Raw genomic sequence first — 26,647 nt, forward strand, 5'->3', positions numbered from 1 at the left:
CGCGCCGACCCACTTACGAGAACAGACATGCAAGACATCGAAAGTTTTCTGAAGCAACACCGGATCACCGAAGTCGAGGCGATCATTCCCGACATGGCCGGCATCGCGCGCGGCAAGATCACGCCGCGCAACAAGTTCACGTCCGGCGAGTCGATGCGGCTGCCGCAGGCCGTGATGGTGCAGACCGTCACCGGCGACTATCCGGAAGACGGCTCGCTGACCGGCGTGACCGATCCCGACATGGTGTGCGTGCCCGACGAGTCGACGATCCGCCTGATCCCGTGGGCCGTCGACCCGACCGCGCAGGTGATCCACGACTGCGTGCATTTCGACGGCTCGCCGGTCGAGATCTCGCCGCGCTACGTGCTGCGCCGCGTGCTCGAGCTGTACAAGGCGAAGGGCTGGAAGCCCGTCGTCGCACCGGAGCTCGAGTTCTATCTGGTCGACATGAACAAGGACCCCGACCTGCCGCTGCGCCCCCCGGTCGGCCGCACGGGACGCCCCGAAACGGGCCGCCAGTCGTATTCGATCGAGGCCGTCAACGAGTTCGATCCGCTGTTCGAGGACATCTACGAGTACTGCGAAGCACAGAACCTCGACATCGACACGCTGATCCACGAAGTCGGCGCCGCGCAGATGGAGATCAACTTCATGCACGGCGACGCGCTGTCGCTGGCCGACCAGGTGTTCCTGTTCAAGCGCACGGTGCGCGAGGCCGCGCTGCGTCACAACATGTACGCGACGTTCATGGCCAAACCGATGGAGAACGAGCCGGGTTCGGCGATGCACGTGCACCAGAGCATCGTCGACGAGGAAACGGGCCAGAACCTGTTCACGTCGCAGGAAACCGGCGGCGCGACGTCGATGTTCTACAACTACCTCGCGGGGCTGCAGAAGTACACGCCGGCGCTGATGCCGATCTTCGCGCCGTACATCAACTCGTATCGCCGCCTGTCGCGCTTCATGGCCGCGCCGATCAACGTGCAGTGGGGCTACGACAACCGCACGGTCGGCTTCCGCATCCCGCACTCGGGCCCGTCGGCGCGCCGCATCGAGAACCGCATTCCGGGCGTCGACTGCAACCCGTACCTCGCGCTCGCCGCGACGCTCGCGGCCGGCTACCTCGGCATGACGCAGCGCCTGGAGCCGACCGAGCCGCTCGTCAGCGACGGCTACGACCTGCCGTACCAGCTGCCGCGCAACCTCGAGGAAGGGCTGACGCTGATGGCCGCGTGCGAGCCGCTCGGCGAAATCCTCGGCCAAAAGTTCCTGAAGGCGTATTTCGCGCTGAAGGAAACCGAATATGAAGCGTTCTTCCGCGTGATCAGCTCGTGGGAACGCCGCCACCTGCTGCTGCACGTCTAAGCGCGCGCACAACCGCCATACGGAATCACGGAGGAAACATGACTTACCGCAACGAATCTGCCTGGATCCAGCCGGCCGCGCCGGCCGCCGCGCCGCGCGCGACGCAGGCACGCTCGACCGCCGAATACCGCGCGCTCGACGCCGCGCACCACATCCACCCGTTCTCGGACATGGGCGCGCTGAACCGCGCGGGCAGCCGCGTGATCGTGAAGGCCGACGGCGTCTACCTGTGGGACTCGGACGGCAACAAGATCATCGACGGGATGGCCGGCCTCTGGTGCGTGAACGTCGGCTACGGCCGCAAGGAACTCGCCGATGCCGCGTATCGCCAGCTGCAGGAACTGCCGTTCTACAACACCTTCTTCAAGACGACGCACCCGCCGGTGATCGAGCTTTCCGCGATGCTCGCGGAAGTGACGCCCGCCGGCTTCAACCACTTCTTCTATTGCAACAGCGGCTCGGAAGGCAACGACACCGTGCTGCGCCTCGTGCACCAATACTGGCGCGTGCAGGGCAAGCCGCAGAAGAAATACGTGATCTCGCGCAAGAACGGCTACCACGGCTCGACGATCGCGGGCGGCACGCTCGGCGGGATGGGCTACATGCACGAGCAGATGCCGTCGAAGGTCGAGCACATCGTGCATATCGATCAGCCATATTTCTTCGGCGAAGCGCAGCCGGGCGAAACGCCCGAAGCGTTCGGCCTCGCGCGCGCGCAGCAGCTCGAAGCGAAGATTCTCGAACTCGGCGCGGAGAACGTCGCGGCGTTCATCGGCGAGCCGTTCCAGGGCGCGGGCGGCGTGATCTTCCCGCCGTCGACGTACTGGCCGGAAATCCAGCGGATCTGCCGCAAGTACGACATCCTGCTGGTCGCCGACGAAGTGATCGGCGGCTTCGGCCGCACCGGCGAATGGTTCGCACACCAGCACTTCGGCTTCGAGCCGGACCTGATCACGATGGCGAAGGGCCTCACGTCGGGTTATGTGCCGATGGGCGCGGTCGGGATTCACGAGCGGGTTGCACGCCCGATCATCGACAACGGCGAATTCAACCACGGCCTCACGTACTCGGGCCACCCGGTCGCCGCGGCCGTCGCGGTCGCGAACCTGAAGCTGCTGCGCGACGGAGGGATCGTCGAGCGCGTGAAGAGCGACACGGGCCCGTACTTCCAGGCGCTGATGCGCGAAACCTTCGCGCGCCACCCGATCGTCGGCGAAGTGCATGGCCACGGCCTCGTCGCGAGCCTGCAGCTCGCCGAAGCGCCGGCCGAACGCCGCCGCTTCGCGAACGGCGGCGACGTCGGCACGATCTGCCGCGACTTCTGCTTCAACGGCAACCTGATCATGCGTGCGACCGGCGACCGGATGCTGCTGTCGCCTCCGCTCGTGATCTCGCGTCAGGAAATCGATGAACTCGTGTCGAAGGCGAAGAAGGCCGTCGATGCAACCGCCCAGCAACTGGGTATTTCGTAACGGCCTTGCCTACAGGCGTGCGGCGGTCGCCGCACGCTGCCATAACCAGGGGAACTCCACCATGCGTGCCTGCTTTCTTCGCCAAGCCTGCTCTGTTGCCGCCCTCGCCGCCGCGGCAGCGTTCACGTCGGTCGCCAGCCCGTCGGCGCACGCCGACGAGCTGAATGTCTACAACTGGTCCGACTACATCGCACCGGACACGATCCCGAACTTCCAGAAGCAGACGGGCATCCACGTCAAGTACGACAACTACGACAGCGACGATACGCTCCAGGCGAAGCTGCTTGCCGGCAGTTCGGGCTACGACATCGTCGTGCCGACGTCGAACTACATGGCCAAGCAGATCCAGGCCGGCGTGTACCAGAAGCTCGACAAGTCGAAGATCCCGAACCTCGCGAACCTCGACCCGCTGCTGATGAAAATGATCTCGGATGCCGATCCGGGCAACCAGTACGGCGTCCCCTGGGCCTACGGCACGGACGGCATCGGCTACAACGTGCAGGCAGTGAAGAAAGCGCTCGGCGACAACGCGCCCGTCGACAGCTGGGCACTGGTGTTCGATCCGGCCAACATGGCGAAGCTGAAGGGCTGCGGCGTGTCGTTCCTCGACCAGGCCGTCGACGTGTTCGCCGCCACGCTGCAGTACATGGGCAAGGATCCGAACAGCAAAAACCCCGGCGACTACCAGGCTGCATTCGAAGTCCTGAAGAAAGTCCGCCCGTACATCACCCAGTTCAACTCGTCCGGCTACATCAACGACCTCGCGAACAACGACGTGTGCGTCGCGCTCGGCTGGTCGGGCGACGTCGGCATCGCGCACCGCCGCTCGTCGGAAGCGAAGCGCTCGTACGACATCAAGTTCTCGAACCCGAAGGAAGGCGGCCTGCTGTGGTTCGACGTGATGGTGATCCCGAAGGATGCGCCGCACCCCGAGGCCGCGCTGAAGTGGATCAACTACGTCTCCGACGCGAAGGTCAACGCGGCGATCACCAACACGGTGTTCTACCCGACCGCGAACAAGGCCGCGCACCAGTTCGTCACGCCGGCCGTCGCGCAGGACCCGACCGTCTACCCGCCCGAAGACGTGCTGAAGAAGATGGTGCTGATGAAGCCGATGCCGGCCGACATCCTGCGCCTCGAGAACCGTCTGTGGGCGCAGCTGAAAACCGGCCACTGATCGCCATGCATCACGGCGGCGCAGGCATCGCTCCACGCCTGCGCACCTGAGATTCGCGGACCTCCGTCCGCCCGCGCGCACCGCGCGCACTGTTCCATCCGGCACGAGCCGTTGTCCGCGAGTCGCGTTGCGCGCCTCGTGCGGGGACGCTCACGCCTGCAATCCGTGAAGAACGAATGGTGACTCCCATGCAATCGATACCCTCTTCCGCTGCTGCACGACAGACCCAACCGGCCGCCGCGGCCCGTACGCAAAACGACGCGTTCGTGCGCATCGAAAACGTCGTGAAGAAATTCGGCGACAGCACGGCCGTCGACAACGTGAACCTGACGATCGCGAAGAACGAGCTGTTCGCGCTGCTCGGCAGCTCGGGCTGCGGCAAGTCCACGCTGCTGCGCATGCTCGCCGGGCTCGAAACGGCGACCTCCGGCAAGATCTTCGTCGACGGCGAAGACCTCGCGTCGCTGCCGCCGTACCGCCGCCCGGTGAACATGATGTTCCAGTCGTATGCGCTGTTCCCGCACATGACGGTCGAATCGAACGTCGCGTTCGGCCTGAAGCAGGAAGGCACGCCGAAGAATGAGATCAAGGAGCGCGTGGCCGACGCGCTCGCGCTCGTGCAGATGAGCAAGTACGCGAAGCGCAAGCCGCACCAGCTGTCCGGCGGCCAGCAGCAGCGCGTCGCGCTGGCGCGCTCGCTGGTCAAGCGCCCGAAGCTGCTGCTGCTCGACGAGCCGATGTCCGCGCTCGACAAGAAGATCCGCCAGAAGACCCAGCTCGAACTCGTGAACATCATCGAGAAGGTCGACGTGACCTGCGTGATGGTCACGCACGACCAGGAAGAGGCGATGACGATGGCGAGCCGCCTCGCGGTGATGAGCGAAGGCAAGATCGTGCAGATCGGCGCGCCAGGCGAAGTCTACGAATTCCCGAACAGCCGCTTCTCCGCCGAATTCATCGGCTCGACCAACCTGTTCGAAGGCCGCGTCGTCGAGGACGAGCCCGACCATATCTTCGTCGAGAGCGACGACCTCGAGGCGCGCATGTACGTGAGCCACGGCATCACCGGCCCGCTCGGGATGCCGGTCGGCATCTCGGTGCGCCCGGAGCGCGTGCACGTGTCGCGCGAGAAGCCGGGTTCGAAGCACAACTGGGCGCGCGGCGTCGTGACCGACATCGCGTACATGGGCGCGTACTCGCTGTATCACGTGCGCCTGCCGAGCGGCAAGACGGTCGTGTCGAACCTGTCGAGCTCGCACCTGTTGACCGACGCGGCACCGGCCTGGAACGACGACGTGTTCGTGTCGTGGTCGCCGGCCAGCGGCGTCGTGCTGACGCAATGAGGACGACACGATGAGAACCTCCGCTTCCACTTCGTCCGCGCCGGTGTCGACCGGCGCTGCGAGCACCGGCGCCGGCCGATCGCGCCCGGGCCGTTTCGCCGCGCTGTCGCGGTTCCTGCCGTCGGGCCGCAACGTCGCGATCGGCGTGCCGTTCCTGTGGCTCGCGGTCTTCTTCGCGCTGCCGTTCGTGCTGGTGCTGAAGATCAGCTTCGCCGACCAGGTGATGGGCATCCCGCCGTACACGTCGCTCGTCGAGTTCAAGGACGGCGTCGTGCACTTCGCGCTGCAGCTGTCGCACTACGCGTTCCTGCTGCAGGACGACCTGTACATCGCGACCTACCTCAGCTCGCTGAAGATGGCCGCCGTGTCGACGGTGCTGTGCCTGCTGATCGGTTATCCGATGGCGTACTACATCGCGCGTGCGGAACCGAACCGGCGCAACGTGCTGATGATGGCCGTGATGCTGCCGTTCTGGACGTCGTTCCTGATCCGCGTGTACGCATGGATCGGCATCCTGAAGGACGACGGCCTGCTGAACCACACGCTGATCGCGCTCGGCATCATCCACTCGCCGCTGCGGCTGTACCACAGCGACGCGGGCGTCTACATCGGGATGGTCTATTCGTACCTGCCGTTCATGGTGATGCCGCTGTACGCGCACCTGGTGAAGATGGACCTGACGCTGCTCGAAGCCGCGTACGACCTCGGCGCCAAGCCGTGGGTCGCGTTCACGCGGATCACGCTGCCGCTGTCGAAGAACGGGATCATCGCCGGCAGCCTGCTGGTGTTCATCCCGGCGGTCGGCGAGTACGTGATTCCGGAACTGCTCGGCGGCGCCGACACGCTGATGATCGGCCGCGTGATGTGGGATGAATTCTTCAACAACATGGACTGGCCGATGGCGTCCGCGGTGACGGTCGCGATGGTGATGCTGCTGCTGGTGCCGATGGCGCTGTTCCAGTACTACCAGGTCAAGGAACTGGAGGAAGCGAAATGATCAAGCCGAGCAAACCGCTGTCGACGGGCGTTCTCGCCTTCGGCTTCCTGTTCCTGTACATCCCGATCATCAGCCTGGTCGTGTACTCGTTCAACGAGTCGAAGCTGGTGACGGTGTGGTCGGGCTTCTCGCTGAAGTGGTACGCGTCGCTGTGGCAGGACGACGAGCTGCTGAGCGCCGCGTGGCTGTCGCTGAAGATCGGCCTGCTGACGGCCACCGCGTCGGTCGTGATCGGCACGTGGGCGGGTTTCGTGCTCGCGCGCTTCGGCCGCTTCAGGGGCTTCACGCTGTACACGGGGATGATCAACGCGCCGCTGGTGATTCCGGAAGTGATCCAGGGCATCTCGCTGCTGCTGCTGTTCGTTGCGCTGGAGCAGATGTTCGGCTGGCCGAAGGGCCGCGGGATGGTGACGATCTGGATCGGCCACGTGATGCTGTGCGTGTCGTACGTGGCGATCATCGTGCAGTCGCGCGTGAAGGAGATGAACAAGTCGCTGGAAGAGGCCGCGCTCGATCTGGGTGCGACGCCGCTGAAGGTGTTCTTCGTGGTGACGCTGCCGCTGATCTCGCAGGCGCTGCTGTCGGGCTGGCTGCTGTCGTTCACGCTGTCGATCGACGACCTGGTGCTGTCGGCGTTCCTGTCGGGGCCGGGTTCGACGACGCTGCCGCTGGTGGTGTTCTCGCGCGTGCGGCTCGGGCTGAACCCGGAGATGAACGCGCTGGCGACGCTGTTCATCACGGCCGTGACGATCGGCGTGATCGTCGTGAACCGGATGATGATCGCGCGCGAGCGGCGCCGCGTGGCCGACATGAAGGCGGCGTTCGCGGTGGCGTGAGCCTCCCCTTTCCCTTTCCTCGATAACAAGACCCGCGCGCCGCGCCATGCGGCGCGCGAACCGATCGCACTTTGACTGGCGCACGACAAGGAGAATCCGCAATGAAGAAGAAACTGATCTGCCTGCTGGTGGCCGGCGCGTTGCCGGGCATCGCGCTGGCCGGCTCGACATCCGCCGAGATCAAGGCGCTGCAGGCGCAGGTCGCGGCGCTGCAGAAACAGATGAAGGCCATGCAGGCGCAGCTCGCCGCGAAGCCGGGCGGCGCCGTGGTCGCTACGTCCGGCACGGCCGTCGCCGGCAAGTCCGTCGCGGTGGCCGTCGATCCGGGCTCGCCGGACTACGGCCGCGCGCAGGCCACGCTGACCAACGACGAGGTCGGCGAAATGAAGCAGCAGATCGCGAACCAGCAGCTGAAGGTCGACTCGCTGACCGACGCGGCCAGCACGGGCCCGCTCGCCGGCCTGTCGGTGACGGGCTACATCGATCCGACCTACATCTACAACCGCGCGGCCGGCACGTCGTCGTTCCTGTTCGCGAACCACGAGAACGCGTACAACTACTTCAACAGCACGTTCGGCGATCTCTACCTCGACATCAAGAAGACCTTCGGCGTCGGCCCGATGGCGCCGTCGGCCGAGATCACGCTGATGCCGAACCGCGGCAACGGCATCACGCTGCTGCAGAACTCGCGCGGCTCGATCACCGACAACCTGCTGAACACGGCGGTCATCAACGTGCCGATCACCGCCACGACGACGCTGGTCGCCGGCCTGATCCCGAGCTTCGGCGGCTACGAGGTGCAGCAGTCGAACCAGATGCTCACGCTCACGCACAACCTGCTGTACGATTTCTCGGATCCGGGCAGCTACGTCGGTGTCGGCGCGAACTACACGAAGGGCAACTGGGCGTGGAAGTTCTTCCTCGGCAACGAGCAGTACCGCACGTACGGCTCGGTCACGCAGACGGGCACCAACGCGCTCGGCGATCCGATCAGCACCAGCAACAAGGTGCCGACCTTCACTGCGCGCGCGGACTACACGTGGTCGAGCGCGCTCGATATCGGCGGGTCGTTCAACATCGGGCGGCAGACGCTGGCAAGTGCGATCGACGACCAGGGCGTCGTCCATTACGGCCCGGGCGGTGCGGCGCCGAGCGCATACGGTTCGTTCTTCTTCGGCGAACTCGACGCGACCTACACGCTTGCCGATATCCAGTACAACGCCGAAGTCGACTACGGCCGGCAGCAGCATGCGGCGTTCAACGGCGGGCTCGCGCAGTGGTACGGGCTGTCGCTGCTCGCGCACCGCAAGTTCAACGCGCCGGTGGTCGGCCGCATGGGCGTGACGCTGCGCTACGACCTGCTCGCCAATACGAAGAACGGCGGTGGCGGCGGCGGCATCGCGCTGAACGGCAACGGGATGGATCCGAACAACGGCTTCGGCGTCGACGCGGACTGCCTCGCGATGTCGAAGGCCGGCGGCGGCCTGGGCTTCGAGTGCAAGGGCGCCGTGCGCCAGGACGTCGCGCTCGACCTGCTGTTCTATCCGACCCAGCAGATCACCGTGAAGGTCGAATACCGGCACGACTGGGCGAACAACAAGGTGTTCCTGCGCAACGACGGTTCGTACGGCAAGTCCAACGACCTGCTCGCGACGCAGTTCATCTATTCGTTCTGACGCAGCACACGCGGGACGCCGTGCCGCGCGCACGGCGTCCCGCGCCGTTTTTGCCGGCCGGATCGCGGTGCGTCGCGCATCGAATGCCAGCCGTAAAGAGGGAGTCGATTTGATGACGCAGTCTTTCACCCGCCGCGCCGATGCGCTCGCGCGCGACTCGTACTACGAAGCGACGGCCACGCGGCCCGCGGTCGACGATCCTTCGCTCGACGATGGAATCGACGTCGACGTCTGCGTGATCGGCGCCGGCTTCGCGGGCCTGTCGACGGCGCTCGACTGCCGCGCGCGCGGGCTGTCGGTCGCCGTGATCGATGCGCACCGGCCCGGCTGGGGCGCATCGGGCCGCAACGGCGGCCAGGCGATCACCGGCTTCGCGAAGGACGAGGAGATCGAGCGTCAGCTCGGTGCCGACGGCGCGCGCGCCGCGTGGTCGCTGTCGCTGGACGGCGTCGCGCTGATCGCCGAGCGGATCGCACGCTACGGAATCGACTGCGACTTCACGCGCGGCTACCTGACGGTCGCGACGAAGCCGCGCCGCATCGACGACCTGCGCGCGTGGATGGATGCCGCAACGTCGCGCTGGGGCCATCCGTCGCTCGCGTGGCTCGACACCGGCGCGATCCGCGCGCGCATCGCGTCGACGCGCTACCTGGCCGGCGTGCACGATCCGCTGTCGGGCCACCTGCATCCGCTCAAGTATTGCCTGGGCCTCGCCGATGCCGCGCGCCGCGAAGGCGTCGCGCTGTATGCGCACACGCCCGCGCTCGACATCGTGCGCGGCGCGCGGCCCGTCGTGCGCACGCCGTCGGGCGAGGTGCGCTGCCGCTACGTCGTATCGTGCTGCAACGCGGGCCCCGGCGGCGTGCTGCCGGCCGCGACCGCCGCGCGCATCGCGCCGATCGCGTCGTACATCATCGCGACCGAGCCGCTCGGCCAGGTACGCGCCGACGCACTGATCGCGCGGCGCGAAGCCGTGTGCGACAACAACTTCTTCCTCGACTATTTCCGGCTGTCGGCCGACCACCGGATGCTGTTCGGCGGCCGCGCGAATTCGGCCGGCGCGTCGCCCGCGACGCTCGCCGAAACGATCCGGCAACGGATGGTCGGCGTGTTTCCGCAACTCGGCGACGTGCGCGTCGACCACGCGTGGGGCGGCTTCGTCGACGTCACGCGCAACCGCGCGCCGGATTTCGGCGCGCTCGATCCGAATTTCTTCTACGTGCAGGGTTTCAGCGGGCACGGCGTCGCGCTCACCGGCATCGCCGGACGCGCGGTCGCCGGCGCGATCGTGGGCGACACGCGCGCGTTCGACCTGTTCGCGCGCATGCGCCACCGGCGCTTCCCCGGCGGCGACGCATGGCGGCAACCCGCGCTCGAACTCGGAATGCTGTACCACCGCGTGCGCGAGCTATTCTGACTTTCTCCGTTCTCCTGACCATGCAGACATTCGCCAACCAGCCGCACGTCGCGTCCTACTACGCGGCGACCGCCAACGATACGACCCGCCACGCGCCGCTCGGCGGCACGACCGACGCCGACGTGTGCGTGATCGGCGCGGGCCTCACGGGCCTGTCCGCCGCGCTCAACCTCGCCGAGCGCGGCCACTCGGTGACCGTGCTCGAAGCGTCGCGGGTCGGATGGGCGGCGAGCGGCCGCAACGGCGGCCAGTTGATCGGCGGCTTTGCGTGCGACATCGACACGTTCGGGCAATTCATGCCGGAAGGCGACGTGAAGCGCATCTGGGACATGGGGCTCGAAACGCTGTCGCTCGTGAAGTCGCGCATCGCGCGGCACGACATCGACTGCGCGCTGGTGCCCGGCTACCTGACCGCCGCGAACACCGCGCGCGACGCCGATGCGCTGAAGCGCTGGCGCGACGAAGCCGCGAAGCGCTTCGGCTACGACCGCTTCCACTTCGTCGAAGCCGACGAACTCGGCGACTACGTGCAGTCCGCCCGCTATTGCGGCGGCCTGTACGACCCGGACAGCGGCCACCTGCATCCGCTCAACTACACGCTCGGCCTCGCCCGTGCGGCGACCGGCGCGGGCGTGCGGATCCACGAGGACAGTTGCGTGACGCGCGTGCGCGACGTCGCGGGCGGCCACGTCGTCGAGACGAGCGGCGGCAACGTTCGCGCGCGTTTCGTCGTGCTCGCATGCAATACCTACGTCGGCACGCTCGCACCCGCGCTGTCGAAGAAGATCACGCCGGTCGGCACCTACGTGATCGCGACGGAACCGCTCGGCGAGGCGCGCGCCGCCGCGCTGATGCCCGCGCGCGCGGCGATCTGCGACAGCCGCTTCGTGCTCGACTATTTCCGGCCGGCGCCCGACACGCGGCTCGTGTGGGGCGGCAAGGTCAGCTATTCGACGCGAGAGCCGCGCGATCTCGCGGCCGCGATGCGCGCGGACATGCTGAAGACGTTCCCGCAACTCGCGGACGTGAAGGTCGACTACGCATGGGGCGGCTTCGTCGACATCACGATGAACCGCGCACCGCACTTCGGCCGCGTCGCGCCGACGATGTACTTCGCGCAGGGATTTTCGGGGCACGGCGTGAACACGACCGCGCTCGCGGGCAAGCTGATCGCCGAGGCGATCGACGGACAGGCGAGCCGCTTCGACCTGTTCGGCAAGATCCGGCATCGCGACTTCCCCGGTGGCGCGGCACTGCGCACGCCGGCGCTGGTGCTCGCGATGAGCTGGTACCGGCTGCTCGACGCGTTCGGCGTGCATTGAGCCGCCGCGCGGCGCCGGCCGCTTTTCGCATTTTTCCGGCCGCATCGACGCAAAACGGCCGCGCACTGACGTGCGCGGCCGCTCCGTTTCGATGCCCCTATGCAGCGGGGCAGCCTGAGTCGGTCAGTCCGTACCGTACTTCGGCGAATGCGGCCCATACAGCAACCCGCTCGGCGGCCCGGCCGACAACAGCCGGCTGCTCGTGAACGCGGCGACGTCGTGACTCTGATCCATCAACGTGTTCGCGATCTGCTTGACCGCTGCCACCACGAGCATGCCGATCAGGCCGCCACCGCCGTTGTTGCCGCCCTCGTCGCTGCTCGCGCTCGCCCGGCCCTGCCACAGCACGTCGCCCGTGCGCAGGTCGACGAGCTTCGCCGATGCGGACACGACCGTCGCGCTCGCGAGAATCCGGTACACGGTGCCGTACTGCGAAACCTTCGAATACAGCGCGGCGTCCGCGCCGAAGATCTCGCGCAGCTTCGCGGGCGACGTTCCCTGGATCTCGGCCGCGTTGGTCAGGCCGTTCTGCTTGAACGTCTCGTCCATCACCGCGACCGGCACCACGTAATAGCCGGACTCGGCGAGCGGCAGCGTCATTTGCGACAGCACCCCGTAGGTGGCCGCGACGTCCGAGGTCTCGTTGATCGGCGGCAGCACGAGGATCGAGCGCGGCTGGCTCTTCTTGAACGCCGTGTAGTCGGGTCGTTTCACCGGCTGCGCGCACGCGCTCAGCAGCGCGACGATCGACAGCACGGACATCAGCTTGAATGAGAGTGTCTTGAACATGGCGGGCGCGTCACTGTTTGGCGGTGTTCGTATCGGCGTTCTTCTGGCCGGCGATCGTCTGGCCGGCGGCGCTCTGCCCGGCAGTCTTCTGATCCGCGGGTTTCGCTGCGCCGGCCTTCTTCTTCAGCAGGAAATCCATGAAGGTCGACGATTCCGGGAACAGCTGCTTCTCGGCCTGCAGTTCCTGCTCGGCCTGCTGCTCGTTGCCGACGCTCGCGTACAGCATCCCGAGATGCGCATGGAAGCCCGGCGGCGGCGTATGGCCCTTCCCGCGGATGTCCTGCAACGCCTTTTCGAGCGCGTCGATCTGCTCCTGCGGCGACTTCTGCCCCTTGAAGTATTCGTACACCTGCGGCTGATAGCCCGTCCACTGATAGAGCGGCGGCGTGGAGCTCACGCAGCCGGCGAGCAGCAATGCGGCGGCCGTCGCCGGCAGCCAGTTACCCCGTTTCATGGTCTTTTCTCTTTGATGTCGTGGTGAATCGATCGCATGCGGCGCCGGCCCCGGCGCCTGCAGCGCTTACTGCGCGGTCTTCAGCGCACCGGCGTCGACCTGTTCGGCGAGATGGTTCACGGCCTCCTGGATCGCGAGGTCGAGCACCTTGCCGTTGAGCGTCGAATCGTAGCCGGCCGTGCCGCCGAAGCCGATCACTTCGCGGTTCGACAGGCTGAACTCGCCCGCGCCCTGGCTCGACGCGACGACTTCCGACGTCGTCGTGTCGACGATGTTCAGGTTGACCTTCGCGTACGCGACCTGCGTCTTGCCGCGGCCGAGGATGCCGAACAGCTGGTGATCGCCGACGTCCTTGCGGCCGAATTCGGTCACATCGCCCGTCACCACGTAGTTCGCACCCTTCACCGCCTGCGCCTTCTTCATGAAGCCGGCTTCCTGCTTGATCTCGTCGAGGTTCTCGCGATCGAGCACGTTGAAGCGCCGGCTCTGCTGCAGGCGCGTGACGAGAATCGTCTTCGCCTGTCCGCCGAGGCGGTCGATGCCGTCGGAGAAGATGCCGCGCATGTAGCTCGAGCGGTTGTCGAACTTGCCGACCGCGATCGCAACGGGCTTGCCCGCGTAAGGCTTCTGCGCGCTGCTCACGGCCGGCACGTCGAGCGTGCGCGACGATTCGGTCGCGCAGCCGGACAGCGCTGCGACGACCGCTGCCGCCACGAGTACGGTGCGTCGTGTCTGGATTTTCACTGCTGGTCTCCTTGCGTGGAAAGAATGCCCGGAACGGGCGTGTCGGCACGGACGTGCGCGCATCGACGCGGCGCACGCGCGGCCTGATTCATCGCCGGACGGGCGACTACGATATTCGAAGGAAAGATGCGCGCAACAGGCGTGTCGCGGCGAAAAGCGGAAAGGCGGCAGAACACGTGACATGCACGTGCGCGCCCGTTACCCCGTTATTGCGGATGCTGCGCTGTTGATCGCGCATGATCGGCCCCCTGTATGGTTTTGCGCGATGATACCAAACGTATTTATCGAGACGGAACGTGTTTTAGATAATTGACGAATTTTGTGTGGCGGCAGCACGGCAACGGCGATCGCCCGGAATCGACGCTGGACGAACCCGGTCGCCGCGCGCCCAGCCGACAGCTCATTGGCCGAGGCCATCGCGAGCGCGACGATCGGCGATTGGCGCATGCCGATAAATGCCGAATAAGACACGATTCAACATCCGGCATTTCGAAAGCAATCGGGGCAGGAAATCGAATGCGCCCGATTGCAATGCCGCAGGCGCGTCCGTGCGTCCCCCCGCGCCGCTAGTCGGCCGCCTTCTGCCGCATCGTCACGAATTCCTCGGCCGCGGTCGGATGGATGCCGATCGTGTCGTCGAACTGCGCCTTCGTCGCGCCCGCGCGAATCGCGATCGCGATCCCCTGGACGATCTCGCCCGCATCGCGGCCGACCATGTGCGCGCCGATCACGCGCTGGCTGTCGCGCGCGACGACGAGCTTCATCAGCGTGCGCTCGTCGCGGCCCGACAGCGTGTGGCGCAGCGCCTTGAACGACGTGCGGTAGATGTCGACGTCGCCGTACACGCGACGCGCATCGGCCTCGGTCAGCCCGACCGTCGCGACCTCGGGCTGGCTGAACACGGCCGACGGCACCCATTCGTGATCGGCCGCGACGCGCGACCCGCCGAACAGCGTGCGTGCGAGCAGCCCGCCGTCGCGCGTCGCCACCGGCGTGAGCTGCGGCCGCGACGTGACGTCGCCGATCGCGTGGATGGACGCGACCGACGTTGCCGAATACGCATCGACCGCAATCGCGCCGCGTGCGTCGAGCATCACGCCCGCCTGCTCGAGCCCGAGCCCGTCGACATTCGGCACGCGGCCGGTCGCATAAAGCACCGCATCGTAAGGCCCGTGCTGCGCATCGCCGACGCGCACGCTCAGCGTGCCGTCGTCAGCGCGGGAAATCGATTCGACCACCGTGCGCGCGTGGATCGCGACGCCCTGCTTCGTCATCTCGTCGGTCAGGAATCGACGCACGTCGTCGTCGAAGCCGCGCAGAATCTTCTCGCCGCGATAGAACAGGTCGACGCGACTGCCGAAGCCGTTGAAGATGCCCGCGAACTCGACCGCGATATAACCGCCGCCGACTACCGCGATGCGCTTGGGACACGTCGCGAGCGACAGCGCCTCGCGCGACGTGATCGCATGCTCGATGCCGGGCCGATGCGGCAGCGACGGACGCGAGCCGGTCGCGATCGCGATGTGGCGCGCACGGATCGTGCGTTCGCCGATCGCGACGGTATGCGCATCGACGAGCGTCGCGCGCCCCGCGTGCATCTCGACGCCCGATTGCCGCAGCAAATCGATGTAGATATCGCTCAGCCGATTGATCTCGCGATCCTTCGCGGCGATCAGCGCGGACCAGTCGAGCGTGCCGGCGCCGAAGGTCCAGCCGAAGCCCTGCGCGTCCTCGACTTCGTGCGGGTAGTGCGATGCGTAGACGAGCAGTTTCTTCGGAATGCAGCCGCGCAGCACGCAGGTGCCGCCGATCTGCTCTTGTTCCGCTATGCCGACGCGCGCGCCGTATGACGCCGACATCCGTGCGAGCCTCACGCCGCCCGAGCCGGCCCCGATGACGAACAGGTCGTAGTCGAAATCCATCGCATTGCCTCATCGCAGTTCGGATGACGGCACGATAGCAAGATTCCGGAATTCTTGCGGCGCACGGCACGCCCCGGCGTGCGCCCAATAAAAAACGGCGAGAAGCGTCGCCTCTCGCCGGTCAAACCAGCTGCCGGGTGTGCCATGCGTCACCGATCGACCACATGCCCGACCTGCCGGCCGCGCGGCACCGGTCCGCCCGGGCGCGCGAGGAGCGCGCCCGCGGCCGAACCGGCCGCCATGCTCATGCCTGCGACGTGTCGCTGCCGTCCGTCGCCTGCGTATCGTCTGCCGCCTGTTCGGGCTTCTCTTCCTTCTTCTCGAGCATGCCCTCGATCGCTTCGGCGCCCTTGAAGCCGGCGACGGCCGCTGCCGCCTTGGTCAGCAGGCCCGCATCCGGATCCAGCTTTTCCACGCCTTCAACTGCCGCCACTGCGCCGGCGATTTCGCCCACGGTGTCCAGGATACCCATCGTCATCCCCTTTCAAGAAATCGTGAGGCCGATCGTCCCACGAAAAAAAACCGGCAGACCGTGTCTGTCATCACCGGATACACAAGTTACGCACCAGGCCGGCCACGCTCGACGAGCGCCACCGGAACGACGCACGCGCGTGCACGGCGGCACGCAGCGGACGATGCACGCAGCGTAGCGGAAAGCCTTCGCGCGTACTGTAAAAGTATGTTCTGGAATGCCGACGGATCGCTTACGGCGCGGGAAATCCGTGATGAAGCGATTGCCGAATAGTCGTGTGCGCGTATGAACGCCGCATGACGAAAAAAAAGAGGCGCCTTGCGGCGCCTCTTCGATGCGTGCCGGACGAATGCCGGCGCGTGCGTTCCGACGTTCGTCAGAAGATATTGCGCAGGCCGATCGCGATGCCCGTCTGGTTGCTGCGGCCCGGCAGCTCGACGTTCGCCGCGCCGTTCGTCTTGTTGAAGTCGACGGTGCCGTAGATTTCGGTGCGCTTGCTCAGCGCGTACTCGGCGATGCCGACGATCGCGTAGCGGTTGCCGCTCGCGAGCGTGCCGTTCGCGGTCATCGCATTGCGCATGTGGTCGTAGTAGAACGCGCCCGTCAGCGTCAGCGGCGTGCTGACCTGCCAGCTCACGCCCGCGAACGGACCGTCGTCGATCCGGCCCGTGCCCTTCGCGACCGGAATCGTCTGCTGCGCGAGCAGGCTGTCGACGAAGCCGGTGTCGTCCTTCGAGCGCAGGTAGCCCGCGTAGACCTTCGCCTTGCTGAACGCGTACACGACGTTCGCGTGGTAGATGGTCTGCTTGCGCGCCGAGTTGTCGCTGTTCTGCTGCGCGCCGGCCGCGATGCTGAGCGGGCCCATCACGTACGACAGCGACACGCCCCACGCATTGCCCTTGCCGAGCGAACCCGGAATCTGGCCCGAGAAGCCGCCGGCGCCGGTCGATTCGTAGTTGGTGCCCGTCGAGTACATCGCCTTCGCGGTCAGGCCCGCGAACGTGCCCGTGTACTTGATCTGGTTGTCCGCATACAGGCCGCCGCCGAGTGCGACCGGCAGCCATGCATTTTCGAGGTAGTTGCCGACCGTCAGCGGATCGTAGGTGTCCGACAGCAGGTCGAACAGCGGCGTCTTCTGGCGGCCGAGGGTCACCGTGCCGTACGGGCTATCCAGACCGACGTATGCCGCACGGTTGAACAGGCGGCCGCTGTCGGCGAATGCGCCGTTCTGCAGGTTCACGCCGCTTTCGAGCTTGAACACGGCCTTCAGGCCGCTGCCGAGGTCTTCCGTGCCGTAGATGCCGAAGCGGCTGTTGGTGATCGCGCCGTTGGACATCGACAGCAGTCCGTCATTCTTGGCGTTCGCGTTGGTCAGATACCGGACGCTGACGTCGGCGACGCCCCAGAGCGTGACCGAGCTTTGTGCGGCCGCGTACTGGCTGGCGAATGCGAGCGCGGCGCCCCCTGCGATGGCTGCGAGTCGAGTGGTCTGCTTCATGAGCTTTCCTTTTTGTGGGTGTCTCCGTTCATTGCCGGCCGCGTGCGCAGCCGGGTGGCGATCGCGGCGCGCTCTTGGCGCGCGCGATGTGGCTTGAATCATAAGACGAGTGCAATCTCTGAAAGAAATTGAAACGCGCGGTAATCGCGCGACTGTCGCCCGGGAACAACGTTTCCCCCGCCGGGCCGTGCCGGGCTTGCGTCGCGCGCCGGCGGGACGGTTCGCAACGGCATCGGCGGGTGCACGCGGCACTGTAAGGGTCGGCGCTGGTGCGGCGCGGTAAATGACGTATCGCGGCGGGCCGGCTGGCGCGGTCGATGCAACCGGAACATGTCGCGAAGGCCGGCTACGGGCGCGACCGGTGCAACCGGCCCACGTTCGGGTGCGCCGACGGATCGTGCTTCGGTAGTGACTCGGTGAATTGATGAAGCGGTGACGCGGTCAATCCGGAACGCGGCGCCCACGGCTGCCGCGTAAAACACGCCATCAGGCCGCTTGCGCCGCCCCGTCGTCGTCGCTACTGCTGCCGCCGCTCCCCGCGCGACGCCACGCGCGCCGCACGATCTCCGCGAACGCACCGACGAGCAGCAGCACGGCGCCCCACAGCGCGATGTCCGGCACGAGCCGCGTCACGAGGCCGCCGGCCACCGCGCCGGCCAGGAAGCAGAAGCTGATCGTCGCGAGCAGCGCCGAGTCGTGCAGCGCACCCGCGTCGTAGCGCGGGATCAACCCGACGAACAGCTTCTGCGCGGCGCGCCGCAGGTTGCCGGTCGTCATCACCGACGTGTACGACAGTTCCTCCAGATGGGTGAACGACAGCGTCTGCAGCGTCGCGACGAACGAAATGCCCGGAATCAGCCACGCGCTCGACGCGCCGACGAGGCCGCTCGCGGCGACGCCGAGAAACGCGATCTCGACGATCAGGCTCGCGAACGCCGTGTGCCGCATCCAGCCGCGCTGCGCGGCGAGACCGAGCAGGTGCGCGACGAACACCGCGATCACGAAGCCGACGAGCGGCGGCACGTGATGCAGCGCGGCGGCCCATTCGCCGGCCGACAGGTTGATGCCGAGCAGCGCGACGTTGCCGGTCATCGTGTTCGCGAACACGTGGCCGTGGCCGACGTACGTGTACGCGTCGAGGTAGCCGCCCGACAGCGTCAGCAACGCGGCGACGGTGAGATTGCGGCTGGCGCCGTCGAGATCCATCGATCCTCCCGTGAAAATTCGCGCCAGTATGCGGCACGGGAGATCGCTTGTCCTTCGCTCACTGCCCGAAGCCGGTGAGCCCGATCAGCGCGCCGCCCGCGAGCAGCCACAGCGGATGGATGCGCGTGCGCCACGCGAGCAGCGCGCAGGCGGCCGTGATGCCCCACTGGATCGCCGTGCGGTTCGACGCGTCGGAGATCAGCACCGCGCTCGCCGCGACGAGCCCGGCCGTGACGGGCATCATCCCCTGCTGCACGTAGCGGCGCCACGGCCGGTCGCGAAAGCGCTCCCATGCATGCAGCGCAAGCACGGTGACGATCGACGACGGCCCGAACTTCGCGAGCGACGCGACGAGCAGCCCCGCCCAGCCGGCCACGTGCCAGCCCACCAGCGACACGATCATCATGTTCGGCCCGGGCGCCGCCTGGGCCAGCGCGAACAGCGCGGTGAACTCGTGCGCGCTCATCCAGTGATGCACGTCGACGACCTGCCGCTGCATCTCCGGCAGGATCGTATTGCCGCCGCCGAACGCGAGCAGCGACAACTGGCTGAAGATCGTCGCGATCGCGACCAGCGTGTCGTTCATGGCCGGCCTCCGGGCTGCGCGTCGCGCGCGGCAGCCGGCGCCGGCTGCGGCGTGCCCGCATCGCGGCGCCGCGACGCGAACCAGACGCTGACGGGCGTCAGCACGAGCATCGTGGTCAGCAGCGGAATGCGCAGCACCGCGATCGCGACGAACGCGAGCGCCGCGATGCCGGCCGCCGCGCGCGCGTGCCGCAGCGGCTTCGCGACCTTCACGGCCATCGCGACGAGCAGCCCGGCGGCCGCGGCGGCGAGCCCCGCGAACAGGTGCTGCACGTGCGGATCGTTCTGCGTCTTCGCGTACAGCACGCCGAGCGCGACGACGACGAGCGTCGGGCCCGCGATCAGCCCGAGAATGCCCGCGAACGCGCCGGCGATGCCGCGAAAGCGCATGCCGACGGCGACCGACAGGTTGATCACGTTGCCGCCCGGCAGGAATTGGCACAGGCCGAGCAGATCGGTGAATTCGTCGGCGGACAGCCACTTGCGCTCGTCGACGATCGTGCGCCGCGCGAACGGCAGCGCGCCGCCGAACGACATGAGGCCGAGCGACAGGAAGCCGGTGAACAACTCGGCGAGACCGACGCTGCGAAGCGGCGCGGCAGGCTGCGGGGAAACGGATTGCATGGGGCTCCTCATCAAATGGTCAGCCGAGGTTACCGCCGTTCGGGATCGCGGCAAAACGATTTTATCGACGCGCCCTTGTGATCTAGAATCACAAGCATGGCACGCGATCTCCCGCCCTTTTCCGCGCTTCGGGCCTTTGAAGCCGCCGCACGACATGAAAGCTTCAGCGCCGCCGGCGACGAGCTGCATGTGACTCACGGTGCCATCAGTCGGCAGATCGCCGCGTTCGAGGCTTGGCTCGGCAAGCCGGTGTTCCACCGCTACGGCAAGCGCGTGAAGCTGACCGACGAAGGCCGTCGCTACCTGGACACCGTGCGTGCGGCATTCGACAGCATCGCGCACGCGACCGAGCAGTTGCGCAACACGGGGGCTGCGCGCGTGCTGCGCATCAACGCGCTGCCGACCTTCGCGATGAAATGGCTGCTGCCGCGCCTGTCGCGGTTCCAGCGCGACGTGCCGAACGTCGAACTGAAGCTGTCGACATCGAACGCGCCGCTCGACGCGCTCGACGGCTTCGATGTCGCGATCCGCCGCGGCCCCGGCCACTGGCCGAACTGCACGAGCGGCCACTTCCTCGACGAAAGCGTGATTCCGGTCTGCAGCCCGGCGCTGCTCAAACGCGCGCCGATCGCGCGCGCGGACGATCTCGCACGGCACGTGCTGCTGCATTCGGATACGCGGCCGGAAGGCTGGCGCGACTGGTTCGCGGCGGCCGGCGTCGCGATGAAGGGGCGCAAGCGGCAGTCGTTTGACCATTTCTACCTGGCGCTGCAGGCGGCCGTCGACGGGCTCGGCGTCGCGCTCGGCCCGCTGCCGCTGATCGACGACGAACTCGCGAGCGGCCGGCTCGTGATGCCGCTGTCCGGGCCGCGCATCGCGACGCGCAGCTACTGGTGGATCGCACCGCGCGCGCCGGCCGACGATCCGCTCGTCGCGCAGTTCTGCGCGTGGCTGGAAGCGCAGTCGAATGCGAACGCGTGACGCGCCGCGCACCCGGCGCCTGATCGAAACGGCGGCGATGCGCCGCCGCCCCTCCCCGCACGCGTTGCAAGGCTGAAACCGTTCCGCCGCGGCGCGTCCGTTTCCCCTGCGGAATCGCCGTCGCGCCGCACCTGCGATCCCCCGTCCGTCAGGCCGTTCCGCACCAGGCCCGGCGCGCCGCCGACCGGCTCTGCCGCCGCAGGTTTCACGCCTGAAACATTACCGCCTCCGCCCCGTTGCACGGCTGCAGGCAGCGACCGCTCAGTCCCTGTCCGCGCGGCAATCCGCGCGCTGGCCCGCCGCTTGCTCATGCAGCCGTGCAGACAAAAGCGACTGCACGGCCGAGCGGCTCGATGCAGGCGACAAACAATCATGAAGTCGGGGAAATCATGTCGAAAATCATTTCGGCCGTCACACGGCTGCTGTCTCGCATCACGGCTCCTTTCACTGCTCCTGTCACGCATCCGCTGATGCCGACGGCGCGACTTCGCACCGTCGACATCCGATGCGCCGACACGGTCCGCACCGTCACCCGACGCCGCGACGCCTCGATTCGATAGGCGAACCCCGGGAAACCCCTGCCGGGCGCATGCGCGCCGCGACGACGCCCCGCGCCGTTCGCACGGGCCTTGCCGCCGGCCGCCGCCCGCGCGCAGACAAGCGCGCGGGCGGCGACGGCTGCGGGACGTCGTACGCCCCGCGGCGCCGAAGCCAGGCCTGCCGAGCCCCAGGCGCCGCGCCGGTCCGGCCGGCGCATACCGACACGAAGGAGGTGCCCACCCAGCAAACGACCCGATTCCGATGCAACCAGAAAACCCATCGCGCATCCGGACGATCGAGATCCCGTCCCGAACGACCCTCTCGTCGCACCGGCCGCCATTCCAGCTTTCAAGGGGGAAACCCATCATGACGCAATCCTTACTGACCAAGGCGGCATTTGCCGCATCGCTCGCCTGCGTGGCCGTCGCGGCGTCGGCCGGCCAAGCCAGCTCGACCTTCGGCGTGTCCGCCACCGTCAACGCAACCTGCCTGATCGACTCGGCGAGCGCGCTGACCTTCCCCGCCTACACACCGGGAACCGGCGATCAGACGGCGCAGTCGGCGGTCACGGTCCGCTGCACGAACGGCACGAATTTCAACATCGGCCTGAACGCGGGCACCACGTCCGGCGCGACGGTGGCCAACCGCATCATGACGAGCGGCTCGAATCAGCTCAACTACACGCTGTACCAGGATTCGAACCGCACGGTCGTCTGGGGCAACACGCCGCCGACCGACACCGTCAACGGCACCGGCGCAGGCATGGCGATGGCCCAGGCGATTACCAAGACCGTCTACGGCAAGGTGCCCGATCAGCCCAATGCGGTGCCGGGCAACTACGCCGATACGGTGACGGTCACCGTGACGTTTTAGTGCCGCGCGGGGGCCCGCCGCATCCCGCATGCACGGGCCCTCCCCACCGGCAGCCGCCGCGCGTGGCGAAGCGAATCTCTTGGAGGTGGATCTGTCATGAAACAGAACGTGCGCAAACTCGCGACCTGGATCGCGGCCGTGACGCTCGCCGCCGCATGCGTCGACAGCCAGGCAACCGACTTCACCGTGTCGCCCGTTCGCGTCGAGCTATCCGCGGCGCAACGGAGCGTCGCGCTCATGGTCAGGAACGAGTCGTCCGACGAACCCGTGGTCGTCCAGCTGCGCACCGTTGCGTGGTCGCAGAACGCGGGCGACGACGTCTACGCGTCCACCGGCGACCTGATCGCGGCCCCGCCCATCTTCACGATCGCGCCCGGCGGTTCGCAGGTCGTGCGCATCGGCTTGCGGCACGCGCCGGCCTCGGATCAGGAAGCCGGCTACCGGCTCTATCTGCAAGAGATTCCGCGCGCGCCGAAGCCGGGCTTCGCCGGCGTGCAGATCGCGCTGGAAATGAGCCTGCCGATCTTCGTCAAGCCGGCCACCGAAACCGCCGCGCGGCTGCGCTGGGCAGCGGAGCCGCGCCCGGGCGGCACGGGCATGCTCGCGCTGCGCGTGACCAACGACGGCACCGCGCATGCGCAAGTGGCGAACCTCGCGCTGTTCGCGCCGGGCAGCGATCGCCCCGTCGCCACGCATGCGGAATTCGCGTACGTCCTGCCCGGCCAGTCGCGGGAACTGATGTTCAAGCCCGGCGCAGGAACCGCGCCGGCCGTTGCTTCCGGGTTGCATCTGGTCGGCTACTCCGATGCGGGCGACATCGATTCGACGATCGCGCCGAACGCCCGCTAAGGCGGCGCTTCTGATCGCGATCCTCATGAGCGCACAGATGACACTCGCGGAAGAACGCCCCGCCACGGCACCGGCGGCGCACGGCGCGGCGGGCGGCCCGGCCGAGCTGCTGTATCAGGTCGACATCAACCGGCAGGGGCTCGACGAAACCGCGTTGCTGATCAAGGCGGCCGACGGCGAATTCTACGTGTCGGCCGACGACCTGAAACGCTGGCGGCTCAGGCAGCCGGACGTCCCGCCGCTGGCCGGCAGCGACGCGCCGTTCTACCCGCTGAAAGCGATCGCGGGGCTCGCGTACACGGTCGACGAGCAAAGCCTGACGATGGTGATCAGCGTCCCGGCCCAGGCATTCGTCGGCGCGACCTTCGACGAGACCGACCGGCACCGCGCGAGCGCGGTCGAGCCCGGCATCGGCGGCTTCTTCAACTACGACCTGCTCGCGGAGCAGGCCGCGGGCCGGACGCACGGCTCGGGCCTGTTCGAGCTCGGCTTCTTCAACCGCTTCGGCGTCGGCGTCGGCACGTTCCTCGCGGACGAGTCGGGCCCGACCCGGCGGCTGACGCGCCTCGAAACCACGTGGACGACCGATCGGCCCGGCAAGCTCGCCAGCCTGCGCGTCGGCGACGCGATCAGCCGCCCCGGCATGTGGGGCCGCGCGATCCGCTTCGGCGGCATTCAGTACGCGACCAATTTCGCGACGCAGCCCGGGCTCGTCACGATTCCGCTCCAGGGCGTGAGCGGGCAGGCCGTGCTGCCGTCGACCGTCGACGTCTACGTGAACAACGCGCTCACGTCGACGCGCGACGTCGCGCCCGGCCCGTTCGCGATCAACAACGTGCCCGTGGTGACCGGCCAGGGCGACGTGCGGGTCGTGGTGCGCGACGTCATGGGCCGCGAGCAGGTGATCACGCAGTCGTTCTACGCGAGCGCGAATCTCCTCAAGCAAGGCATGCAGGACTTCTCGTACGAGGTCGGCAAGGAGCGGCGGGATTTCGGCCTGGCGAGCAACAACTACGGGCGATGGTTCGCCAGCGCGACGCACCGGATCGGCGTGACCGACCGGTTCACCGGCGAGATCCACGCCGAAGCCGAAGCGTCCCGGCAGAACCTCGGCGTCGGCGGCGTGGTGCTGGCCGGGCCGCTCGGCGTCGTCAATGCGTCCGCCGCGGCGAGCCGCAGCGCCGATGGCGCGGGCGCCCTCGCGACGATCGGCGTCGAGAGCCAGTCCGGCCTCGTCGACATCGGCGCGCACGCGCAATGGGCCACGCCGCATTTCGCGCAGATCGGGCTCGAACCGGGCACGCTCGCGCCGAAGCTGCTGACGAGCTTCAACATCGGCGTCGGGATGGGCCGCTTCGGCTCGCTCGGCCTCGCGCACGTGTTCGTCGACGATCGCGGCGGCTACAAGGTGCAGCTGCTGTCGCTCAGCTACAGCGTTCAGCTCGGACGCTTCGGCTTCGCGAACGTCAGCGTCAGCAAGCCGCTGGGCGGCTCGGGCGCGACGACCGTCGGCGTCGCATGGACGATACCGATCGACAACCGCACGAGCGCGTCCGTCACGATGACGCACCAGCAGGGCGCCACCGACATGCTCGCGCAAGTGCAGCGCAGCCTGCCGGTCGGCGAAGGATTCGGCTACGCGCTTCAGGCCGGCAACAACACGCAGGATGCGAGCGCGACGCTGCAAACGCGCACCGGCACCTACAGCGTCGAGGCCGCGTCCTATCGCGGCCGGGCCGGCGTACGGGCCAACGCGGCGGGCGGCATCGCGTTCGTCGACGGCACCGCGCGCCTGTCGCGGCAGATCACGGACAGCTTCGCGCTCGTCAAGGTGCCGGGCTTCGCCAACGTCGGCATCCTCGCGGACAACCAGCTCGTCGCGCACACCGACGCCAACGGCGTCGCGCTGCTGCCGCGGCTGCGCGCGTACGAAAGCAACCCGATCTCGATCGAGCAGGCCGACCTGCCGTTCGACGCGACGATCGGCACGCTGAAGCTCGACGCGGTGCCCTATTTCCGCAGCGGCATGGCGCTCGAGTTTCCGGTCTCGCGCTCGCGCGGCGCGGTGCTCACGCTCGATCTCGAGAACGGCGCCCACTTGCCGGCAGGCGCGATCGTCACGGTCGCCGGGCAGAAGGAAGCCTTCCCGGTCGGCCACGACGGCGTCGTCTATCTCACCGGGCTGTCGGAGCAGAACCGCCTGCGCGCGACGTGGCGCGACCAGCAGTGCGACCTGTCCGTCCGCTTTCCCGCCGGCGACGATCCGCTGCCGGACCTGGGCACTCATCTTTGCAAGGGAGTCACACCATGAGACATCGCAAGCATGCCGGGCGGCATGACCGGCTGACGCACCTGCGCGCCGCCGCCGCGGCGCTCGCGGCCGGCGCGGGCATGCTGGCCGCGCTGCCCGCGCTCGCGGCGACGACCTGCACGATGAATGCGCCGTCATCGATGGTGTTCGGCACATACGACACGCTCAATGCCGCCACCTCCGCGATCACGATCTCGGTCAACTGCAGCGGCAGCGGCAACGCCACGCCCACGGTGACGGCGAGCCCGGGCGGCGGCACCTTCGCGAATCGCCTGATGACCAGGACCGGCGGCACGCAGACGCTGGGCTACAACCTGTATCTCGACAGCGCGCACACGTCGATCTGGGGTGACGGCACGAGCGGCACGTCGGTGATTTCGTGGGGCAAGATCAGTGGCGCCGGAACCTTCAACGCAACCGTGTACGGACTGATCCGCGGCGGCCAGAACGTCGTGCCGGGCGGATACGAGGTCACGAACATCACGATCCTGTTCAACTACTAGGCGCGACGGCGGCGCAGGCATGCGCGTACCGCCGTCGATCGCCATCACCAACTCGGACAAGGGGGCAGACCATGAATCGAACCGAGACAGCGAGCGCCGCCGCATCGCGGTGCGGCCCATGCGGACCGACCCGCGCGGCGCCTCTCGCCCCGCCGCGGGCCGCCCGCCACGCGCGGCGGCTGTTTGCCGCAATGGCCGCGCTATCGATCGCGCTGCTCGGCGCCGCGCCGGGCCAGACCGATGCGAAGCAGGCCAACCGATCGCTGCAGGTCGGCGCGACGGTCCAGGCGTATGCGCGGATCAAGGCGACCAGTCCGGCCCAGCTCGTGATCGCGAACAAGGACACGAGCACCGGCTACCTGAGCGTGCCGAACATCAACAACCCCGCCGGGACGACGCTCGCGGTCCAGACCAACGACCGGGCCGGGTATACGGTGCTGGTGCAGGTTGCCGCCGCCAGCCAGTCGCAGTTCAGCTCGATCGAGATCAGCGGAATCGGCAGCAAGGTCGTGCTGCCGGCGACGGGCGGCAAGATCGCCGTGCCGTATACAGCGCTGAACACGACCTTCACCGTGACCTATCGCTTCGTGTTCGCACCGAAGGCGAAGGACGGGACCTTCGCATGGCCGATTACGTTTTCGGTGCAGCCCAACCCGTGATGCCCGACGCTCGCCGGGGCCCGCGGCGATGA

26 protein-coding genes are annotated in these 26,647 nt (G+C 67.5%); 16 read left to right on the forward strand and 10 right to left on the reverse strand.

The annotated features are described in order from the left end of the window. Window positions 1-27 precede the first annotated feature (27 nt). The 9 genes from FPJ27_RS34525 to FPJ27_RS34565 all read left to right on the forward strand — a co-directional run bounded on the left by FPJ27_RS34525 (window position 28) and on the right by FPJ27_RS34565 (window position 11,605). A complete protein-coding gene (locus FPJ27_RS34525) occupies window positions 28-1,365 on the forward strand; it encodes a glutamine synthetase family protein (RefSeq protein ID WP_204424859.1) in 1,338 nt (445 codons plus the stop codon). A gap of 38 nt (window positions 1,366-1,403) precedes the next feature. After that, a complete protein-coding gene (locus FPJ27_RS34530; protein ID WP_204424861.1) occupies window positions 1,404-2,837 on the forward strand; it encodes an aspartate aminotransferase family protein in 1,434 nt (477 codons plus the stop codon). A gap of 61 nt (window positions 2,838-2,898) precedes the next feature. Next, a complete protein-coding gene (locus tag FPJ27_RS34535; RefSeq protein ID WP_072437505.1) occupies window positions 2,899-4,014 on the forward strand; it encodes a polyamine ABC transporter substrate-binding protein in 1,116 nt (371 codons plus the stop codon). A gap of 188 nt (window positions 4,015-4,202) precedes the next feature. Then, on the forward strand, window positions 4,203-5,357 hold the full coding sequence (gene potA, locus FPJ27_RS34540; protein ID WP_204424863.1) for a polyamine ABC transporter ATP-binding protein: 1,155 nt from the start codon (window positions 4,203-4,205) through the stop codon (window positions 5,355-5,357). A 10-nt stretch (window positions 5,358-5,367) separates the two neighbouring features. After that, window positions 5,368-6,354: an ABC transporter permease subunit gene (locus FPJ27_RS34545; protein ID WP_204424865.1), complete on the forward strand. Its 987-nt coding sequence runs from the start codon at window positions 5,368-5,370 to the stop codon at window positions 6,352-6,354. Then, window positions 6,351-7,190: an ABC transporter permease subunit gene (locus tag FPJ27_RS34550; protein ID WP_034179243.1), complete on the forward strand. Its 840-nt coding sequence runs from the start codon at window positions 6,351-6,353 to the stop codon at window positions 7,188-7,190. Before FPJ27_RS34545 ends, FPJ27_RS34550 begins: the two co-directional genes overlap by 4 nt. A gap of 101 nt (window positions 7,191-7,291) precedes the next feature. Then, window positions 7,292-8,866, forward strand: coding sequence for a DUF3138 family protein (locus tag FPJ27_RS34555; protein ID WP_204424867.1), 1,575 nt, complete (start codon window positions 7,292-7,294; stop codon window positions 8,864-8,866). Window positions 8,867-8,978: 112 nt separating this feature from the next. Then, entirely contained in the window at window positions 8,979-10,283 is a 1,305-nt protein-coding gene (locus FPJ27_RS34560; RefSeq protein WP_204424869.1) for an FAD-binding oxidoreductase, read from the forward strand. Between the two features lie 20 nt (window positions 10,284-10,303). Further along, a complete protein-coding gene (locus FPJ27_RS34565; RefSeq protein ID WP_204424871.1) occupies window positions 10,304-11,605 on the forward strand; it encodes an FAD-binding oxidoreductase in 1,302 nt (433 codons plus the stop codon). A gap of 123 nt (window positions 11,606-11,728) precedes the next feature. Here the strand turns inward: FPJ27_RS34565 and FPJ27_RS34570 are convergent, their stop codons facing one another. From FPJ27_RS34570 to FPJ27_RS34615, 10 genes are all read right to left on the reverse strand, one after another. Next, the gene (locus tag FPJ27_RS34570; protein WP_072437515.1) at window positions 11,729-12,394 is read right to left on the reverse strand and encodes a DUF799 domain-containing protein; all 666 of its coding nucleotides are present in this window, start codon (window positions 12,392-12,394) and stop codon (window positions 11,729-11,731) included. A gap of 10 nt (window positions 12,395-12,404) precedes the next feature. After that, window positions 12,405-12,848 carry a DUF4810 domain-containing protein gene (locus FPJ27_RS34575; RefSeq protein ID WP_204424873.1) on the reverse strand — a complete coding sequence of 148 codons (444 nt, stop codon included), beginning with the start codon at window positions 12,846-12,848 and terminating at the stop codon, window positions 12,405-12,407. Between the two features lie 66 nt (window positions 12,849-12,914). Continuing rightward, window positions 12,915-13,586, reverse strand: a complete 672-nt coding sequence (locus FPJ27_RS34580; RefSeq protein ID WP_204426390.1) for a CsgG/HfaB family protein — start codon at window positions 13,584-13,586, stop codon at window positions 12,915-12,917. Between the two features lie 204 nt (window positions 13,587-13,790). Then, window positions 13,791-14,063 (reverse strand): hypothetical protein, encoded by a 273-nt coding sequence (locus FPJ27_RS34585; protein ID WP_204424875.1) that lies wholly within the window; start codon window positions 14,061-14,063, stop codon window positions 13,791-13,793. 95 nt (window positions 14,064-14,158) lie between these two features. After that, window positions 14,159-15,514: a glutathione-disulfide reductase gene (gene gor / locus FPJ27_RS34590; RefSeq protein ID WP_204424877.1), complete on the reverse strand. Its 1,356-nt coding sequence runs from the start codon at window positions 15,512-15,514 to the stop codon at window positions 14,159-14,161. A 244-nt stretch (window positions 15,515-15,758) separates the two neighbouring features. Then, complete coding sequence (locus FPJ27_RS34595; protein WP_204424880.1) at window positions 15,759-15,986, reverse strand: hypothetical protein; 228 nt, start codon at window positions 15,984-15,986, stop codon at window positions 15,759-15,761. 376 nt (window positions 15,987-16,362) lie between these two features. Beyond that, a complete protein-coding gene (locus FPJ27_RS34600; RefSeq protein WP_072437667.1) occupies window positions 16,363-17,484 on the reverse strand; it encodes a porin in 1,122 nt (373 codons plus the stop codon). A gap of 486 nt (window positions 17,485-17,970) precedes the next feature. Continuing rightward, a complete protein-coding gene (locus FPJ27_RS34605) occupies window positions 17,971-18,690 on the reverse strand; it encodes a YoaK family protein (protein WP_072437522.1) in 720 nt (239 codons plus the stop codon). A 58-nt stretch (window positions 18,691-18,748) separates the two neighbouring features. Next, on the reverse strand, window positions 18,749-19,276 hold the full coding sequence (locus tag FPJ27_RS34610; RefSeq protein WP_034179253.1) for a chromate transporter: 528 nt from the start codon (window positions 19,274-19,276) through the stop codon (window positions 18,749-18,751). After that, entirely contained in the window at window positions 19,273-19,899 is a 627-nt protein-coding gene (locus tag FPJ27_RS34615; protein ID WP_204424882.1) for a chromate transporter, read from the reverse strand. Before FPJ27_RS34615 ends, FPJ27_RS34610 begins: the two co-directional genes overlap by 4 nt. Window positions 19,900-19,995: 96 nt before the next feature. Between FPJ27_RS34615 and FPJ27_RS34620 the strand changes: the two genes are divergently transcribed. From FPJ27_RS34620 to FPJ27_RS34650, 7 genes are all read left to right on the forward strand, one after another. Continuing rightward, window positions 19,996-20,880: a transcriptional regulator GcvA gene (locus FPJ27_RS34620; RefSeq protein WP_204424884.1), complete on the forward strand. Its 885-nt coding sequence runs from the start codon at window positions 19,996-19,998 to the stop codon at window positions 20,878-20,880. Window positions 20,881-21,233: 353 nt separating this feature from the next. Further along, entirely contained in the window at window positions 21,234-21,440 is a 207-nt protein-coding gene (locus FPJ27_RS34625; RefSeq protein ID WP_143155695.1) for a hypothetical protein, read from the forward strand. Between the two features lie 346 nt (window positions 21,441-21,786). Continuing rightward, window positions 21,787-22,293: a spore coat U domain-containing protein gene (locus FPJ27_RS34630; protein WP_072437528.1), complete on the forward strand. Its 507-nt coding sequence runs from the start codon at window positions 21,787-21,789 to the stop codon at window positions 22,291-22,293. Window positions 22,294-22,389: 96 nt separating this feature from the next. Beyond that, on the forward strand, window positions 22,390-23,142 hold the full coding sequence (locus FPJ27_RS34635) for a molecular chaperone (RefSeq protein WP_072437529.1): 753 nt from the start codon (window positions 22,390-22,392) through the stop codon (window positions 23,140-23,142). A 25-nt stretch (window positions 23,143-23,167) separates the two neighbouring features. Further along, on the forward strand, window positions 23,168-25,453 hold the full coding sequence (locus FPJ27_RS34640; RefSeq protein ID WP_239483348.1) for a fimbria/pilus outer membrane usher protein: 2,286 nt from the start codon (window positions 23,168-23,170) through the stop codon (window positions 25,451-25,453). Next, window positions 25,450-25,956 carry a spore coat U domain-containing protein gene (locus FPJ27_RS34645; RefSeq protein ID WP_072437530.1) on the forward strand — a complete coding sequence of 169 codons (507 nt, stop codon included), beginning with the start codon at window positions 25,450-25,452 and terminating at the stop codon, window positions 25,954-25,956. Before FPJ27_RS34640 ends, FPJ27_RS34645 begins: the two co-directional genes overlap by 4 nt. Window positions 25,957-26,147: 191 nt before the next feature. Next, window positions 26,148-26,615 carry a hypothetical protein gene (locus tag FPJ27_RS34650; RefSeq protein WP_239483349.1) on the forward strand — a complete coding sequence of 156 codons (468 nt, stop codon included), beginning with the start codon at window positions 26,148-26,150 and terminating at the stop codon, window positions 26,613-26,615. Window positions 26,616-26,647 lie beyond the last annotated feature (32 nt).

Origin of the sequence: Burkholderia sp. MS455 (assembly GCF_016899445.1) — a bacterium.
Classification (GTDB): domain Bacteria; phylum Pseudomonadota; class Gammaproteobacteria; order Burkholderiales; family Burkholderiaceae; genus Burkholderia; species Burkholderia pyrrocinia_C.